Annotated in this window: 17 protein-coding genes; all 17 read left to right on the forward strand. The window is 26.6% G+C overall.

Going from position 1 to position 18,437, the window contains the following annotated elements; all coding sequences use genetic code 11:
- Nucleotides 1-18 precede the first annotated feature (18 nt).
- The 17 genes from FMAG_RS12055 to FMAG_RS12130 all read left to right on the forward strand — a co-directional run bounded on the left by FMAG_RS12055 (nt 19) and on the right by FMAG_RS12130 (nt 18,294).
- Nucleotides 19-687 carry a COG1470 family protein gene (locus FMAG_RS12055; protein WP_005887056.1) on the forward strand — a complete coding sequence of 223 codons (669 nt, stop codon included), beginning with the start codon at nt 19-21 and terminating at the stop codon, nt 685-687.
- Nucleotides 684-3,332 (forward strand): hypothetical protein, encoded by a 2,649-nt coding sequence (locus FMAG_RS12060; RefSeq protein ID WP_005887057.1) that lies wholly within the window; start codon nt 684-686, stop codon nt 3,330-3,332. Before FMAG_RS12055 ends, FMAG_RS12060 begins: the two co-directional genes overlap by 4 nt.
- Nucleotides 3,325-3,861 carry a hypothetical protein gene (locus tag FMAG_RS12065; protein WP_005887059.1) on the forward strand — a complete coding sequence of 179 codons (537 nt, stop codon included), beginning with the start codon at nt 3,325-3,327 and terminating at the stop codon, nt 3,859-3,861. Before FMAG_RS12060 ends, FMAG_RS12065 begins: the two co-directional genes overlap by 8 nt.
- Nucleotides 3,862-3,863: 2 nt before the next feature.
- Nucleotides 3,864-4,058, forward strand: coding sequence for a hypothetical protein (locus FMAG_RS12070; RefSeq protein ID WP_040494140.1), 195 nt, complete (start codon nt 3,864-3,866; stop codon nt 4,056-4,058).
- Between the two features lie 22 nt (nt 4,059-4,080).
- The gene (locus tag FMAG_RS12075) at nt 4,081-4,299 is read left to right on the forward strand and encodes a hypothetical protein (RefSeq protein ID WP_040494142.1); all 219 of its coding nucleotides are present in this window, start codon (nt 4,081-4,083) and stop codon (nt 4,297-4,299) included.
- Between the two features lie 9 nt (nt 4,300-4,308).
- Nucleotides 4,309-4,779 (forward strand): LysM peptidoglycan-binding domain-containing protein, encoded by a 471-nt coding sequence (locus FMAG_RS12080; RefSeq protein WP_005887061.1) that lies wholly within the window; start codon nt 4,309-4,311, stop codon nt 4,777-4,779.
- A 15-nt stretch (nt 4,780-4,794) separates the two neighbouring features.
- Nucleotides 4,795-8,889: a hypothetical protein gene (locus tag FMAG_RS12085; protein WP_005887063.1), complete on the forward strand. Its 4,095-nt coding sequence runs from the start codon at nt 4,795-4,797 to the stop codon at nt 8,887-8,889.
- Between the two features lie 2 nt (nt 8,890-8,891).
- The gene (locus FMAG_RS12090) at nt 8,892-10,118 is read left to right on the forward strand and encodes a WG repeat-containing protein (protein ID WP_005887065.1); all 1,227 of its coding nucleotides are present in this window, start codon (nt 8,892-8,894) and stop codon (nt 10,116-10,118) included.
- Nucleotides 10,119-10,140: 22 nt separating this feature from the next.
- A complete protein-coding gene (locus tag FMAG_RS12095; protein ID WP_005887066.1) occupies nt 10,141-10,944 on the forward strand; it encodes a helix-turn-helix domain-containing protein in 804 nt (267 codons plus the stop codon).
- Nucleotides 10,932-11,771, forward strand: coding sequence for a hypothetical protein (locus FMAG_RS12100; protein WP_005887067.1), 840 nt, complete (start codon nt 10,932-10,934; stop codon nt 11,769-11,771). Before FMAG_RS12095 ends, FMAG_RS12100 begins: the two co-directional genes overlap by 13 nt.
- 3 nt (nt 11,772-11,774) lie before the next feature.
- Nucleotides 11,775-11,900, forward strand: coding sequence for a hypothetical protein (locus FMAG_RS14170; protein WP_005887068.1), 126 nt, complete (start codon nt 11,775-11,777; stop codon nt 11,898-11,900).
- A 417-nt stretch (nt 11,901-12,317) separates the two neighbouring features.
- Nucleotides 12,318-12,941: a PHP domain-containing protein gene (locus FMAG_RS12105; protein ID WP_005887070.1), complete on the forward strand. Its 624-nt coding sequence runs from the start codon at nt 12,318-12,320 to the stop codon at nt 12,939-12,941.
- Nucleotides 12,942-12,970: 29 nt separating this feature from the next.
- A complete protein-coding gene (locus tag FMAG_RS12110) occupies nt 12,971-13,957 on the forward strand; it encodes an ABC transporter substrate-binding protein (RefSeq protein ID WP_005887071.1) in 987 nt (328 codons plus the stop codon).
- On the forward strand, nt 13,920-15,563 hold the full coding sequence (locus FMAG_RS12115; protein WP_005887073.1) for an ABC transporter permease: 1,644 nt from the start codon (nt 13,920-13,922) through the stop codon (nt 15,561-15,563). The genes FMAG_RS12110 and FMAG_RS12115 overlap by 38 nt, the downstream gene beginning before the upstream one ends.
- Complete coding sequence (locus FMAG_RS12120) at nt 15,563-16,480, forward strand: ABC transporter ATP-binding protein (RefSeq protein ID WP_005887075.1); 918 nt, start codon at nt 15,563-15,565, stop codon at nt 16,478-16,480. The genes FMAG_RS12115 and FMAG_RS12120 overlap by 1 nt, the downstream gene beginning before the upstream one ends.
- A 277-nt stretch (nt 16,481-16,757) precedes the next feature.
- Nucleotides 16,758-17,498, forward strand: coding sequence for a transporter substrate-binding domain-containing protein (locus tag FMAG_RS12125; protein ID WP_005887077.1), 741 nt, complete (start codon nt 16,758-16,760; stop codon nt 17,496-17,498).
- A 25-nt stretch (nt 17,499-17,523) separates the two neighbouring features.
- The gene (locus FMAG_RS12130) at nt 17,524-18,294 is read left to right on the forward strand and encodes a dimethylarginine dimethylaminohydrolase family protein (RefSeq protein ID WP_005887078.1); all 771 of its coding nucleotides are present in this window, start codon (nt 17,524-17,526) and stop codon (nt 18,292-18,294) included.
- The last annotated feature ends 143 nt before the right edge of the window (nt 18,295-18,437 follow it).

The raw sequence follows: 18,437 nt of genomic DNA on the forward strand, positions 1-18,437 counted from the left end.
AAAAGGGAAGGTATGGAGATGTTTAGAATTTTAATTTTTTTATTTTTATCAATAAAAATATGGGCATATGTTAATATTACTCCATTAACTTTTGATAAAAGAATAGATGGAGAGGGGGGATATAAGGAATACACACTTTCAAACTCAAGTAAAAATATTACTAAATATAGAATATACATTGAAAAAAATAATAAAGAATATGATATGAGTGATTGGGTGGAATTTTTTCCTAAAACACTTACATTAAAGCCAGGGGAGAGTAAAAAAATTAAAGTCTTAATAACAGCTCCAAATGATAGTAGAGAAGGGGAATATACAACTAATCTATGTATCAAAGAAGTTGAAGTTCCTTTGAAAAATAAGGAGTTAAATATTTTAACTAATTTAAAAATAGAGTTAGCTGGTTATGTGGGAGATTTAAAACCAAAGATTGAGATAACAAATATTTATAGGGAAGATAAGAGTTTAAAAATATCTTTTAAAAATACTGGAGAGATAAGGCAATACTTTGAAATGTATTGTTTAGATTCCAAAGAAAAAGAGTTAGTTTATTTAGATAGAGTTAGACTTTTTTCTAAAGAGGAGAAAGAAGTTAAGCTTTTAGTTGAAAAAATAAAAGGAAAGCTTATCATATTAGACCAAGAGGGGAATAATGTTTTAGAAAAGAAAATAAGGAGATTTAAATGAAAAAAATAGATAAGTTTTTATTTATTTTTCTTTTTTGTTTAAACTATATATTTTGTTATTCAAGTAATATTAACTATGAGGATTTAGAAGAGTTATTGAGAAATAATATTATCTCACAAGAAGACTATAATATTTTAATGGGAGAAAATAATCAAGAAACAACCGAAGGAATTTATGGACTTAAAATAAATGGAGAGAGTAAAGCAAAGATTTATAAAGTTTTTGTAAAAAATGGGAAATTATATTTTCCATTAAAGAGTTTTTTTGAAAATATAAATTTTCAAAATTATAGTTTTTCAGATGAGAATGAATTAAAAATATACTTGGGAGAAAATTTAAAGGAGATTATATTAACAAAAGAGGAATTAAAAGTTGATAAAGAGAGAACTAAAAAAATAGAAAAAGATGATATTATCTCTAAAGATGGGGAGTTATATTTAGCTGAAGATTTATTTAAAGAGATATTTTTAAGTAATTTAAGAATTGATAATAATAATTATATTGTAGGTATGTATTTAAATTTTCCAACTCCTGAAGAGATAAAAATAAGAACAGACAGAACTAAGGAAAAATTAGAGGAAGATAAAAATAAGAAAACTTTACAATATACAAATACACCTGAATTATTTGAGTTGGGATATTTGAGAACACAATTTTTGCAAACTTATGAAGTTTCTAAAGATGATGATACTAAAAAGAAAGATTGGGAAGGAAATTTAGAATATCAAGGAGCTTTTTTATATGGACAATTGACAGCAAATTATGATTTAAAAGAAAAGAAGTTTCAAGATATAACTTTAAAATATAATGAGATTTGGGAAAAACATACTTTAGAAGTAGGAAATTATAGTGTAGGTAGTGAAGCAGCAAGAGAGTGGGGAGTAAATTTTAAAAAAGATAAAGGGTATATTATTACATCAGATAAAACATATATTATAAGAGAAAATGTTCCAATAGGAAGTAGGGTAGAATTACTATATTTAGGATTTGCTATTGATGTACAAGATGAAAAAAATGGAAGTGTAGAATTTAAAAATTCAGAAATAAAGAGTAATAGAGAATACACATTAAAAATTTACGAACCTTCAGGGAATATTATTCTAAAGAAGATAAGTACAACTAGTGATTACAATCAACAAAATAAGGGGCAGTTTGAATACAATATAAATTTAAGAGAAGATGATGAGAGTAAAAAGGTTAGAGCAAATTCAAAAATTTATTATGGATTGACTGACAATTTAACTTTTGGATTAGGATATGATAAAGAGATAGAAAATTTAAATACTAGATATGAATATATTGAGAATGGTAGTTTAGAAGCTATTTATAATGATACTTTTTTTAGCTATCCATATGTTTTAAGCTATGAGGATAAAAGGGTATTTACAAAAATATATGATAAGGATAGAAAGAAAAATACTAAAGACAAAAACAGTAAACACTTTAAAGGACAGATAGATATAAATAAATTAAGATTAAAATTTGAAAATGACTTTAAAGAAAAATATTATGAAGAAAAGAGAGATGAAAATTATACAGTAGAGTATAGACCTTTTAAATCATTAGAATTAGGATATGAATATGATAAAACATATTATTATGATGGTTCTGAAAAAAATAATTCTAAATATAAAGTAGGTTACTCGAAAAGTTTTAAATCTCTGTTGTGGACTGCTGAATATGAAAAATATATAAATGATAAATCTGAATATAATCTAAATGTTTATTACAATGGATTTAGAAATCACTCTGTAAGATTGGAAAATAGCTGGACAAATGATGGAAAAGATTATGAAGTAGGACTAACTTTATTTTCAAATACTAATAAGACATTTGATTATACTTTTGAGGCTAGGTACTCTGAAAAAACAAAAGAGGCTTTTACTTTTAGGTTTAATATGAAACTTAATGATTGGTTTACTTATGAAGGAAATTTTGATAAATTAGGAAATCAAAAACATAAAGTAGGGGTAGATAAAATATTTGATTTAAAACATCCTTTAGAAAAGGTAGAGACACTAGATAGTTGTAGAGTAAAAATTATTACATTTATAGATTTGAATGATAATAATATCTGTGATGAAGATGAGCCAAGAATAGATAATGTTAAAGTAAAAGTTGGGGGTAAAGAAGTTTTAACAGATAAAAGAGGAGAAGGTATGTTATATGGGATACCAAATCATATTGTGTATGACTTAAATCCTACTATAAGGAAACCATCATTTGTTTTAGGAAATAATAAAATAAAAATAAGAGGAACAACTTCATCTACACTAGTAGCCTATATTCCAGTAAAGCCTTTATTAACTCTAACAGGAATAGTCAATGTTGATAGTAGTTTAAATAAAACTTTAAATGAAAAAATAGCTATGTTTGAAGAAATTTTAATAAAGGTAAAGGATATTTCAGGAAAAGTTTTAGATATGGCTATTCCTGATGAAACAGGAATTTTTGAAATAAGTGGATTACTTCCAAAAAAATATTATTTAGAAATTATTTATACTGGAATAGATAAAAACTTTGAAAAATATGAAGAGATAATACAGTTGAGTTATTTTGATAAGACAGATGGAAATATGTTTGTTGTTAATTTATTAGAAAATGCAATAAGCTTAAATAAAAAAGGAGAATATGAAGTTGAGTAGGAGAGTTATTTTAATTATCATTATTTTTTTTAATTTTATTTTCAGTTTTTCTGAAGATAAAATAGAAGTATATCCACCATATTTAGAATTAGAAGACGGAATGAAAATTCCTCAACTTCCAACTGATGATTTAACAGAAGTTGACTTACAAGGAAATATTATAGGAAAGAGAGAATTAGAGAAAAATACCACAGTATATTTAGAGAGTAGAGTAAATGTTTTTGTTCCATTAGAGATTATATCTGATATTGATATAGAAGCAATTATCTTAGATAATCAAAAATTAAAGATACCTTTTGAAGTGGAGTTTAATAAGGTTCCAGAGAAGAAAGATTATTATAAATTATGCTATAGTGAGACTGAAATAGATATAGATCAAGATGGAAAAACAGATACGTTTATCTACTCCTCTCCATTTATCAATACAAAGATAAAAACAGATAATATTTTATATATAGATGGAGAAAATATTTCAAAGGAAGGTACTTTTAAGAAAAAAGTATATATGACAATAGAGATAAAGGAGTAAAGATGAGGAAAATAGGGATTACTTTATTATTTATGTTAAACTCTCTAATAGCTCTTTCAGAAATTGGAATAAAAATTTTTGAACCAATTAGATTTAAAGAGGTAATAACAAATACTATAAGTAGTGAAGAAGTTATAGGAGAAGGAGTATTAGAGATAGCTACAGATAATTTAAAAGAGGATAAAGGGAAAAATTAAAATTTTATTTTCCTAAAAAGGATTGATAACTAATAGAAAAAAGTGGTTAAAAATAAAAGAGTATAGATTAGAAACAAAAAATAATGATTTTATAGTAACAAAAGAAGTTGAGTATGTGAGGATATATGCAGTTTTAAATAAAAGAGATATTGATAATGGAGAAGAAGCAGAAATAATAGAGGGAGAGTATATAGGGTATGTTCCTATTATTGTTTCACAGTATGGAAGGCTTATAAATTAAAGGGGAAAAATGAAGAAGTTAATTTTAATATTTTATGTAATTATTAGTTTTAAAACTTTAAGTGTAGAAAATTTAAGATTTGAAGTAGAAAAGATAGATGAAAATTTAGTTTTGGTTAATATTGTTGGTGTGGAGAAAAAAGAGATAAAAAATGATTTTGAAGAGTACCCTTATCATAAAGTAAGAAAAGGAGAATACTTAAATAAAATAGCTAAAGATTATCAAAAAAGACCAGCAAAATTAGTACAGATAAATGAGTTAAAAAATCCTAATTTAATTTATCCAAAACAAAAAATCTATTTAGAAAAAAAGAAGAGTATAGATATTGAAAAAATTCCAAAATATCATATAGTTCAAAGAGGAGAAAATATTATTTCAATAGCTTTAGAATATGAACTAGATTGGAAACAAATATTGAGATTAAATAGTTTAGAAAGTGTAACCGATATATATCCTGGTCAAAAGATAGTATTAAAGTAAGTTTTGGAGAGAATAATGATTAAATATTTAAAAAGAAGAATAAAGCTTTTATTATATTTTATGATTTTTTTTATAAATATATTGGCGGTAGAAAGAGAGATACCACATAGTATTATTACTGAAAATCCTAAAAAAGATGTTACTACCATAGAGACTCTAAAAAAATATAAAGATAAAGCTGAACTTAATATAACAGTAACAAAATTAAAAACAGAAGAGATTCCAGTTGAAGTAGATAAAAACAGAAAGAAACTACTTTTAACTTTAAAGGGAATAGAGGGAAAGAATGTTTATCCAGTTGAAAATATAGAGGATATTCCCAATCCTAATACTAGCTTAGGCAGAAGAAATATAAATAGAATGAGAGTTAATAATAATCTAAGAACTACAAGATATGATATAACAACTGGAGAAAAGAGAACAAAATTAGAGATAGACTATAAAGAGTTACCTAAAAATACATATTTGGCAGTTACAGATAAAAATTTTAATTTAGAGAAAATATATAGAGCGAATTATAGAGATTACTCCGCACCTAGAGGGAATAGTGTTTCAGTTAAGCTGTGGTTGTTTGGAGAAGAGATGGGAAGCTTAACAAATTTAATTATAAATCCAAATAACAACAGTAGTGGAAATATTGAAATAAGAAAAAATGGAGAGTTTATTTTTCCTGAATCTGCTACTGAACAAAATGGACTTAATACAGTTTTTGATATACAGGGAAGTCCATTAGTTTATGACTATGAAGATAGTGATTATATAGAACTCCAAAATATTGGCGGAGCAGGAAGTACTTCAATTTCAAATATTCAAAACAGTAAAGGAAGTTTTTATAGATATAGAAATGAATATGCTGAATGTAGTATACCAGGATATAATCTAAAAACTAGAATCTGGAGTGATAGTTCAAAGTTGGAATTTACATTGAGAAAGAATGGAACAACTGATGGATATGTAAAATTTAAGATAGTACATAAAGCTTCTGATGGAACTATACGTCAAGAAATAACAGTAGAGATGTTTATAAATAACAAAAAATTTGATAGTTATTTTTCTGTTTTAACAGCATATAGTAGAGTATATAATTTTAGAGAGATAAGTCCAAGTTATGATTATAGTGTGGGAGATTATTATTACCATATTCCTATAAATGAAGGAGTTGTAGTTTCAAATTTAATATGTGATAGATTGGATTATAATATCAAAACTCCTACATCTTCTAATTCAATAACAGTAGTTAAGACTTGGGGAGAGAGGGCAGGACAATATTTATTACAAGATTATTGGAATGAGATTGAATCATATTTTCAGGGATTTAATGAGGAAACTTATTATAAGAAGATAAATGCTAAAGTAAGTAGTAGTTATGTAAAAGTATATGAGAGTTGGATAAATCCAAAATCTGGTAGTGGAACAACACAATATTTTGAATTCCAAGGAAGTTATTTAACTTATGCTAATAACAAGAGAAAAATAGAATTAAAAACTACAGGTTGTTTAACAGATGGACGATTTAGTAGTTTTGGTGTAGATATGAGTGGTGAAATAGTTGGACTTCCAATAAAAAATAGAGACCTAAGCATAAATTTAAAAAATGGTGTTAATAAAGTAATTGATTTTAAAAATGGAGAGAGTTTTTATGTGACAAAAAAAGAAAGTAACTCTAGATTTTATTGGATTTTTAATGGAAATTATACCAATGATTTATATGAAGATGGAGTTAGATTTGGTGAAGTATATTCAGCAAATAGAGATGGGTTTGATTATTATACTTTACAATTTAAAGATATTGAATTAAAAAAATATAAAAGAACATATAACATAGTTGGGAAAGATGGGGTTTATTATAGTGGGAATGAAATCGTAGTACCTGAATTTAATCCTGTGATACTTATAGATAATTCTCATTCTTCTCTAGAAAAGGAAATTGTAAGATATGTTGATATTAGTGATAAATTTGAAATAAATTCTAGTTTAACTATCAATTTAGGGGAAATATATTTTAATGCTTATGATGATATAGTTGTATTAAGAGATAATGCTTCAAAGCCCCCATATATAGTATTACCATGGGATGTCTATCTACAAGATAAAGAAAATGGAACAGAAATTCAGGTTGAGTTAACTTTTAGCAGAGATAATGATAGTAGTAAAAAAATGGTAATGAAAAACTATAACACTTCTTCAGCTTTTGGTGGAGGAAATGGCGGAACTGTTTATTTAAAAATAGATTTTTCAGAATATCAAAAATTAGTAGCTAATGGTGGAAATAGAACCTATACTCTTATGGGAGAAAAAATAAAAGTAGGAATAGATATAGATAAAGCTCCTTTAAATGGGACTCCAGCGAGAGAAATTGAAAAAGAGATTGTTTCTAGTATAACTATACGTACAAATAAGGTAGAGCCTTCAATCTCAAAAATTATCTTTAAGAAAAATACACCATTATTAAAAAGTGAATTTTTTAGTATTTTAAATCAAAATATAACTTATTTAAATCCCAATAAAGATGGATATAATTATAATCAAACTATTGATTTATCTGGAGAAATTGCACAATATAATTATACTACAAGAAAACATAACTATGAAATTTTAGATAATGATGGAAGGATAATAAAAGGATTTATTACTTCTAATGGAAGTGGAGGATATTGGGAAAATTTAGATATAGGTGATGGAAATAAAGTAACTATTTCTCAAGGAAAAGATACAAAAACTTATATGGCTTTAAATAAATGGAATTATAGGGCAAGTTCTGGAGAAATATCAATAAAACACTATATAGAAAGTTATCCAGAAACAAACCAATATTTTAAATTTAATTTTGAATTGCCAGATTTTGATCCATATACTTATTATGACGAAAATACAGATACAATAGGGAAACTAGCAAGTGTAAGTATTAATTTATCCAATGGAAATTCTGTCAATGGAAAAAAACAGGTAAAATTAGGCAAAGTAAGAACTAAAAACTATGATATTGAGATAACTAAAGATGAAAATGATTCACAAGGATTAAGAATAGAAAATCAATCTTTAGAGGTAGATATTTTAGAGGAGGGAACACTTACTCCAACAAGTTATAAAGCAAAAATTATTATGAAAACTAGTAGTGGAGAGATATCAAGTATTGTAGGAAAAGCTCAAGAAGCTGATATATATGTAGAGGTTCCTGATAATTTACCAAGTAATAAGAATTATATTATTCAATCTTCTCATAAAGAAGGAAATATATTTGATGATAATAATTATCTGCTTAGAATTGGAAGAACAGGATTTTTCAAAGAGTTGATAAAAGAGATAAAAATAGGAAGTCAACGAATAGAAGGACAAGCAACTATCAATGTAACCTCTGATTATACATTGGGTGAGAAGATAATTTTTAAAACTGCAAGTAATCCTTTTAATGAAGGATTGAGTTTAGAAAATAGTGTAACTGGTATTAGTTTAGAAGAGATTACTGGGCATGGAATGTTAAAAATTCAATCTGGAGATAAAGCACAAGTTCAAATTGCTTCATCTAGAACTAATAGAGAAACAGCTTTTTATTCTAATGATAATAGTTTTGTAGAGGTTGCTTTTCCAAATGGAAATAAGATGAAAATAGGATTTGATAAGAATGAGAATAATAAATTAAAACTTTCATTTACTAAAATTATGTTGGGAAATTCAAAAGAATCTAGATTTAGATTAGTTATTAAAGGAGCAGATGATACAATAAAAGCTGTGTATAAATTTAAAGTAAAATTTCCAGAGAGTTTTCTTAGGATAGATAAAATTGAAAATATGGATTTTGGACAAGGAATAGTGGGGTTAAATGGTTATAAGGCAAAGGGAACAGTATTTATAAGTACAGCAAAGTCAATTTCAAGTACCAATTTGAACATAGTGCTTGATACTAAAGAAGTTTCTTTAATAAAGGAGAATAGTGCTAGCTTACCTGAGTTAAAGGCAAAAATAGAAGAGGAAAAATTAGAGGAAATAACTGAGAGCACACTAGAAAATAATTATAAATATATACTAGGTGGGGAATTAGATATCCCTAAAGATACAAATCTAGGTATATACAAAGGTACAGTACAAGTAACAGTATCTATAAGGGAGTAAAAATGAAAAAAAAATATATTATTTTTATTATAATAATAGCGATATTTTATTTAAAGACTTATCATGCAAAGCAATTTATAGAGTGTGATTATGATAGTCAATATAATATCGTAGCATTATCAAATGATTTTTTTAAAATTGAATATAATGGGAAGTTTGGAGTAATGTCAAATAGAGGAAAAATTCTAATAGCTCCTCTTTTTGACAATCTTATCCTCGAAAATAATTCTGATAATGTAATTGTTGAAAAAAATAGAAAATTTGGTCTAATTAATAGTAGAAATGAAATAATATTAGAATTTGAATATGATGTTTTAACTAAATTAAATAACAATTATTATAAAGGGATAAAAGATAAAGAAATATTTTTAATTAATATAGGTAATAAAAAAATAGCATCGTATGGAAAAAATAAAGATATAAAATTTTACAATAATAAATTTTTTATTATTGAAAATGAAAAGATAGATGTTTATAATGAGGAATTAAATTTATTAACAACATATGAAGGAAAGAATATTTTTAAAATAAATGATAAAGTTCTCTTATTACAGAAGGATAAAGAGTGTTTTTTAATCTATGATAAACTTATTTTATACCATGAAGATATAGAACAAATTTTTGAGGAATATATGGTAGTAAATTATGGAAATACTAAACAATTAAAAAAAATAGGGGAAAGTAATCCTTTATTACAAGGATATTCATCAATTTTTATAAATACTATTAATAGTATTATTGTAGAAAAAAATAATAATTTTGGTGTTATTAATTTAGATGGAGAAATAGTTATTCCTTTGAATTATACAAGAATTACACCTTTTTATCAAGGATATTATGGTGTAGAGGAAAAAAGTTCTTTTTATAAAAAGGATAATAATGGGAACTTAATTTTAGAAGATGGATATAAATGTGGATTAATAGATAAAAAAGGTAAAGAAGTTATTGAAGCAAATTATGAAGCAATAATAAATTTTAATAAGTATTTTGCTATTTTATTGGATAAGAATAGTATTAAGGTAATAGAATTAGAAGATAAAAAAGAGATATTATCAACTAATATTGGAGAGATTGATATTTTTGATAATGATAAAATAATTTTTAAAGAAAATGATAAAATTCTTTTATATGATAAAAAAGGAGAAATTATATTAACTATTAAAAATGAAAAAATTAAATTTATACAAAATAACTATATTGTTACAAATAAAAAGATATATTTATTATAACTATTAAAAAGGAGATAGGAAAATGGAGAGAAAAAATATAGATAATAAAATAATATTATATAATAAAGGTGGAATAAAAGTATTTAAAGTAACTCTAATTTTCTTTCAAGAAATAAAAAAATATTTTACAAAAGATGATATAGTATTTTATATAAATATAAATGGAATAGTTTCAATAAATAATATTATTTTGTTTAATGAAGAAGGAATTTTTCTAAAAAATAGTTTAGAACTAGAAAAGATAAAAAATATAACTGAAAATTATTTTGGAACAATATATCTTATAAAGAAAAATTTTTTTAAAGAACTAGGAATAGATATATTTCAACAAGATAGTAAAAAATTTAGAGTACAAACAAAAGAAATTTTTGGATTTTTTAAGTGGAGAAAATTTGAAGAAAAGTTATGTGATATTCAAGTATTTTTTTCAATATTTAGTATTTTAAAATTAATAATAGATAAAGAAATAGAAATAGAGGAACTTCCATATCTAAAATATAAAAATAGAATAATTGACATGATAGATAATAATATTGATAAAAAAATAAAAGATATAGTAGAAAGAATATGCAGCGATTTGAAAATATCAATTCCCACTTATTATAAAATATTTAAAATAATTTTTAATGAAACTCCTAAAAAATATATTATAGAGAAAAAATTGAGTAAAAGTTGTTATGAGTTGAGTAGAAATGACAAAAGTATAGATGAAATAGCAAAAAATATAGGATTTTCTAAAGTATTGTATTTAAAAAAATTTTTAGATTATTATGGATATAAGGTAGATGAATTTAGAAAGATAGAGGAAAGTATATGCAGGAAATAACTAAAATTATATATTCAAATAATTTTTTTAATGTAATTAAAGTAGAGAATAATCTTCAATTAGATAATATTTTAGATGAACGAGAAGCTGTAATAATGATATTGTTAGAAGGAAAAATTTATTTTTATAATGAGAGAATATTGAAAGAAAAACAATATATAATAAGCAAGGTAGAAAATGTTTTAAAAGGGATAAAAATATTATCTAATAACTATAAAATGATTATAATCACATTAAAAGAGAGTTTTTTAAAAGAAATGGGAATTTTTAAAATAGAAAAAACTATACATACTAACCTTGATAATTACTGTGCTGAATTAATTCGTAATTTGAAAGAAGAGTACTTATTGGAAAATCCTTGTTATCCAATAGAAGTTATAGTTAAATTTTTTAAAATTCATAATTTTTTGAGTGAAGAAACTCTCAAATATTTTAATATTTTAGAAAAAAATAAATATCAAAAAGTTTTTAAAATTATAGAAACTAATATAAAATTATTACCTGAAGATATAGAGAAAAAAATTTTTGAAAGTTTAAAAATAGAAAAGAAGAAACTAGAGGAGCTGATTTATATTTCTCAAAAATTGACTTTAGAGAAATATATTTTTAAACTGAAGTTGGAAAAAATAATAGAAATTTATTTAAGTAAAAATATAGCTTTAAAAGATATAATTAGAGAATATAATTTAAAAGATACTAAAAGAATAAATATTTATTTAAAAAAAATATATAGAACAAATATTAAAGAGTTGAAGAAAGAAAATAACCTTAGAAATATTAATACTAGTGAAGGAGATAAAAAATTAAAAATAAAATCTAAGGAATAACATATGAAGAAAATTTTAAAAAAATATTGTGGTAAGAAATTAGATGGAAGATATTTAATTTATTCATATGATAAATTAATAGAAAGAGGTAAATATGAAGAAGGAAAAAGAGAGAGAGATTATGGGTAAAATATTATAAGAATGGAAAAATAAAAAATATAGAAATTTATTAATTAAAATTTTATTTTTTTATAATAAAAATAATATGTGGGAATGAAGCTGAATAAAGTATTGGTTGAATACTATTCAGCTTTTTTATATATTAAAAAATATAGGAAAATTATTCTATAATTTTTTAGATAAAAGAGATAAAATTTAAAAAATATGGTATAATATTCAATAGTGTTAAGGAAGCTTAACTGTTATATAATAAAAATTTGGGAGGTATTTATTATGAGAATGTTTCGGCAGCGTGTAGAAAAAATTATGGATAAGAGAGAAAAGTTATTAAATAAGTTAAGCATATATATTATTAAAAATTATAATACTACAAATATTAAGAATTTAAGTATAGAAGCGAAAACTTATTAGTTATCGGGAGGAGAATTGAAGGTAGATTTACATTTACATGATAGTAAATATTCAAGTGATAGTCATGTTTCAATAGCTGAGATAATTGAAGAGGCGAGAAGAAAGGGATTAGATGGGATAGCTCTAACTAATCATGAGAGTGTTGAAGTAAAAGAAGAGATAGAGGAGTTAGTAAAAAAATATAACTTTCCAATATTTCCAGGTGTTGAGTATTTAACTAAAGATGGAGATATAGTGGCATTTGGAATAGATAAGTTACCTGAAGAGCAGATGACAGCTCAAGAGTTTATAGATTATGTGAATAAACAGGGAGGAACTTGTACAGCAGCACATCCATTTAGAACTAACAACAGAGGATTAAAAGAGAAATTAAATATTGTTAAGGGACTTACAGCGATAGAAGGGTACAATGGAAGTACACAAGATATACACAATGATATGGCAGCTCAAATTGGAAAGAAATTAGGGATACAGGTAATAGGTTCTAGTGATGCTCATATTCAAAGTAAGGTTGGAGTATTTGCAACACTGTTACCATATCCAGTAAAAAATGTAAAAGAGTTGATAGAAGCTCTGAAAACTAATAGATGTAAACCATTGGTTTATAAAGATGGAAAATATGAGGTAATTGAATATTAATATTTTGGTATAAATTTAGGAGGAGCAAGATGAAAAAAATTTTATTAGCAATGCTTTTTGGAGCAATGACTTTAACTTCATTTGCAGAAGGGAAATTAAAAGTAGTAGCAGCTTATGGTGGAAAAGAAAAGATATTCCAACAATTTAGTAAAGATACAGGAATAGAGGTAGACTTCATAGATATGTCATCAGGAGAGGTACTATCTAAGTTACAAGCTGAAAAAGGAAAACCATCAGCAGATGTTTGGTTTGGTGGAGGGCTAGATAGTTTTATAAGTGCAAAAAATAAAGGACTTTTAGAGAAATATATATCTCCAGAGATGGAAGAAGTACCTCTAAAATATAGAGATAAAGATGGATATTGGTCAGGAGTTTCTTTAGTTCTAGTAGGATTTATGGTAAATAATGAAATATTAGAAGATAGAGGATTAGAAGCACCAAAAACTTGGGCAGACTTAGCAAAAGAGGAGTATAGAGATGAGGTTATTATGGCTAACCCAGCTATCTCTGGAACTAACTATGCAATGGTAAGTAACCTTATTCAAGAGATGGGAGATGAAAAAGCTTGGGCATATTTTGAAGAGTTAAATAAAAATGTTCCTTTCTTGGCTAAAAGAGGAGGAGAGCCACCTATGAAAGTGGTAACAGGAGAGTTTGGTGTAGCTGTAATCCCAATGTCTGGAGAGTTTATCCTATTAGAAGAAAAATATCCAGTAACTACTTATTATCCAGAGGATATGATTCCTTGGGTTCCAGCTGGAATGGCAATATTTAAAAATGCTGAAAACTTAGACTCAGCTAAGAAATTTGTTGACTGGGCTCTATCTGAAAAAGGTCAAACAGTTATAAGAGATGAAGATCCAAGAGCAATGGTAAGAGATGGAATAGCCACTCCAGATGTAGTTAAAAAAATAGATATGGACAAACTTATTAATATAGATATAGATGTATTGGGAAATGACAGGGAAAAGGTTTTAAATGAATGGAATAAGAGATTTGGAAATAAAGCGAAATAATCTTATTTATTATGGAATCTTACTTTGTGTAGTAGTTGGGGTAGTAGTTTTTTCTTTCTACCCCATTTATAAAATACTAGAGGTAAGTTTCTATGATGAAAGTGGATTGACATTGAAACATTATGAAGGGATTTTTAGAGATAACTATCCTTTGTTAAAAAATACTCTAATAACCTCTATAATTTCGGCACTACTCTCTACCATATTTGGTGGAATGATAGCTTTCTATATGGTATTTTCCAAAGAGAGAGTGAGAAAGTTTTTTCACTATATTTTAATGTTGACAATGATATCTCCACCATTTATTTTTGGTATCTCTTATATAACTCTTTTTGGGAGAAGAGGGCTTATAACTTATAGATTTTTAGGATTACATATAAATCCCTATGGACTAAAGGGAATAATATTATTACAACTGATAGGAGAACTTTCCTTTGCTACTTTTATGCTATATGAACTATTTAAAGGTTTAGATTATAATCTCATAGCTGTGTCAAGGTCATTGGGAGCAAATATGTTGGAGAGTATAAAAAGAGTACTACTTCCTATTTCAGTTCCAGCATTTTTAGGGACATTTTTTATTCTATTTACAAAAAATTTAGCTGACTTTGGAAGTGCTGTAATCATAGGTGGAAGGTATAGTACATTAGCTACAGAAGCATATCTTACAGTGATAGGAGAGGGAAATATGCCAAAGGGTTCTGCTATGACTTTGCTTCTTATTTTTCCAGCTCTTCTATCCTATGTGTTATACAGATTATTTTTATCTAAGAAAAAAAATGAGTATAATCAAAATAAAGGAAATGTTTTAAGAAGAGTGGAGTTTTCTCTTCCCATATATTTAAAATTGATTTTAGGAGTTGTGGCTTGGAGCTTCTTTGGAATTATGTTATTGCAGTATGGAGCTATTTTCTTTTCAGGTTTCTATAACTATACAACAAAGGGGATAGTTTTTACATTGGAATATCTTGAAAGATTTAAACTTTCTACTTTAGATGTCTTTGTAAGAACTCTTATCTATGCTCTAATTGCTGGATTTTTTTCTGCAATAATAGGGGTGTTGATATCATATTTTAATAAAGAGAGAGATGGCATATTAATAAAAGTGATTGAATTTTTTTCAAGCTTGCCATATATAATACCAGGGACATTTTTTGGATTGGGATATATACTAGCTTTTAATGATGGGGTTTTAACTTTGACAGGAACAGCTGCCATAGTAGTACTAAACTGTATATTTAGACAGATTAGTATAGGTATAAAGGCGGGAGATTCTATCTTGGCGAGATTTGATTTGAATTTGCTAAAGGCTGGAAGAGATTTGGGAGCTACTAAGCTCAATCTTCTTTTGGATATAGTTTTACCAAATTTGAAGTCAGCTTTTTTAATAGCTTTTGTCAACTGTTTTATAGCTACAATGACAACTATAGGAGCAATTATATTTTTGATATCTCCAGGGGCAAATGTGGCTACAGTTGTATTATTTAACTATGTTTCACAAGGGGAGTATGGACTAGCTTCTATTACAGCTTTAGCAATAACTTTAATCACTTTTTCTTTGAATATATTAGTAGTAAAATTTTTAAATAATGGAGAGAAAGAATAATGTATCTAAAAATTGAGAATATTAGTAAGATATTTGAAAAGGAAAGAGGGGTAAAAAATATCTCTTTTCAACTGGAAAAGGGAGAGTTGGTATCTTTTTTAGGTCCTAGTGGTTGTGGAAAAACAACGTTACTAAATATAATAGGTGGATTTGTAAAAAATGATAGTGGGAGTATCTATCTAGAAGATAAAGATATAACTGAGTACCCTCCAGAGAAGAGAGAGATTGTAACAGTATTTCAAAACTATGCACTTTTTCCTCATATGAATGTAGTAGAGAATGTAAAATATGGATTAAAATATAGAGGATATAATAAAGAGGAACAGATAAAATTAGCTAAGGAGTATCTAAAAATAGTAGGACTTGAGGGGTATGAAAAAAACTCTGTGGGAGAACTAAGTGGAGGACAGCAACAAAGAGTTGCCTTAGCTAGAGCTTTGGTATTACAACCTAAAATTTTACTTTTAGATGAGCCTTTTAGTAATCTTGATGCAAAATTAAAAATAGCTATGAGAGAGGAGATAAAGGAGTTACAAAAGAGATTGGGAATAAGTATGATATTTGTAACTCACGACCAAGAGGAAGCTTTGAGTATCTCTGATAGAATAGTTGTTATGTCAAATGGAGAGATAGTTCAAATAGGAAAACCTGAAGAGATATACTATTCTCCTAAAAATAGATATGTAGCTGAATTTATAGGGAAGATAAACTTTTTAGAAATAGGAAATAAAAGACCAGAAGAGATAAAAATGAGAAGGGATGACAGTGGAGATGCTGTTATTTTAAATAGAGAGTTTATGGGAGCTACAACTCTATTTGTAGTGGAGAGATTGGAGAAAAAAATATATGTAACTATTCCTGGAGAAGAAGCTTTAAAATATAGAGTGGGAGATAGGGTGGTACTAGAGTTGAAATAAAAAATTATTGACAAAAGAAAACAGTTGTGATATTATTATTTCAACAATATTAGAGGAGGTAGTAGAATGCTAAGGACAATGAAGTTAAGGAAATATTTAACAAAAAAATATTTATTAACTTTTAGTGTGTCTGAAAATTTTACTATTTCACAATTAGGAGAGAGGTGTAATTAGTATACCTATTTTCTAGTTATTTTGTGTATATAATTTTTGTATTTAACAGACTTACATTAAAAGTAGGTCTGTTTTTTTTATTACATCAAAGGGGGAATATTTTATGAAAGGAAGTGTAAAATTTCTATTGATAGGAGCTATGGCTCTTATGCTTGGAGCTTGTGGAGGAGGTGAGAAGCAAACTGTATTAGACACAAATCGTGTATATAAAGTTGGAACTACTGCTGAGTATCCACCATTTGAAACTTTGGAAAATGGAAAAATAGTAGGTTATGATGTAGATGTAATTGATGCTGTGGCAAAGAAGATAGGAATTAAGTATGAGTGGAAAGATATGAATTTTGATGGATTAATCTCTGCTTTACAGTTTAAAAAGATAGATATTGTAATAGCAGGAATAAGTTCAAGTCCAGAGAGAGAAAAAGTAGTTAATTTTTCTATACCTTATCACGAATCAAAGACGGCCTATATTATGAATAAAAATAATCCTATGACTATGGAAGAGCTAAAGGGAAAAACTTTTGGAGTAGATTTAGGAACTAGCTATGAAACAACAGCTAGAAGTATAGAGGGAGCAAAGGTAATAGCTTTTTCATCAACGGGCGGAACACTATTAGCATTAAAAAGTCAGAAAGTAGATTGTATTATGGTAGGAGAGGTAGTGGCTAATGAGTATATAGAAAAAAATCCAGAGTTAGTTATCTTTGGTTATGGTGATGGAGAAGCTTGTTCTATAGCTTTCAATAAAGATGATATAGCTTTACAACAAAGTTTTAATAAGGCTTTAGCTGAGTTAAAAGAAGATGGAACTTTAAAAAAATTACAAGATAAATATGGAATTTAATATATAAAACAACGGAGGGAAAAATATGTTTAAAAATGTAATTGTGAGAACACCAAGTAAATCAATATGTGATGGAATAACTTCAGCACCAGAGTTAGGGAAACCTATCTATGAGAAAGCTTTGGAGCAACATAAGGGGTATATAGAGACATTGAAAAAATGTGGAGTAGAGGTAGAGGTATTAGAGCCACTAGATGAATTTCCAGATTCTTGCTTTGTAGAAGATGTAGCTGTGCTAACTAAAAATTGTGCTATTATAACAAATCCAGGGGCAAGTAGTAGAAATAAGGAGAAGGAGTATATCATTGAACCTATAAAGAAATACTATCCAGAGGAGAAGATAGAGTATATAAAAGAGCCTGAAACTTTAGATGGTGGAGATGTGATGATGGTAGGAAATCACTTCTATGTGGGAAAATCTGCTAGAACTAATGCAGAGGGAATAAAACAGTTTATAGAGATTTTAGAAAAGTATGGACATACTGGAAGTGAAGTAACATTAGAAGAGGTATTACACTTAAAAACAGGAGTAAACTATATAGAAAATAATACTCTTTTAGTATCTGGAGAGTTTATAACAAAGGAAGAGTTCAAAGATTATAAGAAGATAGTGATACCAGAAGATGAGGCTTATGCTTCTAACTGTATCTGGGTAAATGGAACTGTGATTGTACCAAGTGGATATCCTAAGGTGAAAAAAGCAATAGAGGAAGCTGGATACAAGGTAATATGCACAGATACATCTGAGTTTAGAAAGATTGATGGGGGACTTAGCTGTCTATCTTTGAGATTTTAGTAGTTTTGGTGTTGATGAGAAATCATTGACACCTTTTTTTATTTAAAGAGCTGATACTTATTTATATTAGTTGGTATCGGTGAGAAAATAGTAGTAAAATTATAGAAGGTATGGAAAGTAAAGATAATAAAAAATCTATCTTA

This window comes from Fusobacterium mortiferum ATCC 9817, assembly GCF_000158195.2.
GTDB lineage: Bacteria > Fusobacteriota > Fusobacteriia > Fusobacteriales > Fusobacteriaceae > Fusobacterium_A > Fusobacterium_A mortiferum.

Excerpts from the sequence above, each read along its gene's own strand:
- FMAG_RS12055 (WP_005887056.1), top strand. The coding sequence starts at position 19 with ATGTTTAGAATTTTAATTTTTTTATTTTTATCAATAAAAATATGGGCA.
- FMAG_RS12060 (WP_005887057.1), top strand. The coding sequence starts at position 684 with ATGAAAAAAATAGATAAGTTTTTATTTATTTTTCTTTTTTGTTTAAAC.
- FMAG_RS12070 (WP_040494140.1), top strand. The coding sequence starts at position 3,864 with ATGAGGAAAATAGGGATTACTTTATTATTTATGTTAAACTCTCTAATA.
- FMAG_RS12080 (WP_005887061.1), top strand. The coding sequence starts at position 4,309 with ATGAAGAAGTTAATTTTAATATTTTATGTAATTATTAGTTTTAAAACT.
- FMAG_RS12085 (WP_005887063.1), top strand. The coding sequence starts at position 4,795 with ATGATTAAATATTTAAAAAGAAGAATAAAGCTTTTATTATATTTTATG.
- FMAG_RS12090 (WP_005887065.1), top strand. The coding sequence starts at position 8,892 with ATGAAAAAAAAATATATTATTTTTATTATAATAATAGCGATATTTTAT.
- FMAG_RS12095 (WP_005887066.1), top strand. The coding sequence starts at position 10,141 with ATGGAGAGAAAAAATATAGATAATAAAATAATATTATATAATAAAGGT.
- FMAG_RS12100 (WP_005887067.1), top strand. The coding sequence starts at position 10,932 with ATGCAGGAAATAACTAAAATTATATATTCAAATAATTTTTTTAATGTA.
- FMAG_RS14170 (WP_005887068.1), top strand. The coding sequence starts at position 11,775 with ATGAAGAAAATTTTAAAAAAATATTGTGGTAAGAAATTAGATGGAAGA.
- FMAG_RS12110 (WP_005887071.1), top strand. The coding sequence starts at position 12,971 with ATGAAAAAAATTTTATTAGCAATGCTTTTTGGAGCAATGACTTTAACT.
- FMAG_RS12115 (WP_005887073.1), top strand. The coding sequence starts at position 13,920 with ATGAATGGAATAAGAGATTTGGAAATAAAGCGAAATAATCTTATTTAT.
- FMAG_RS12120 (WP_005887075.1), top strand. The coding sequence starts at position 15,563 with ATGTATCTAAAAATTGAGAATATTAGTAAGATATTTGAAAAGGAAAGA.
- FMAG_RS12125 (WP_005887077.1), top strand. The coding sequence starts at position 16,758 with ATGAAAGGAAGTGTAAAATTTCTATTGATAGGAGCTATGGCTCTTATG.
- FMAG_RS12130 (WP_005887078.1), top strand. The coding sequence starts at position 17,524 with ATGTTTAAAAATGTAATTGTGAGAACACCAAGTAAATCAATATGTGAT.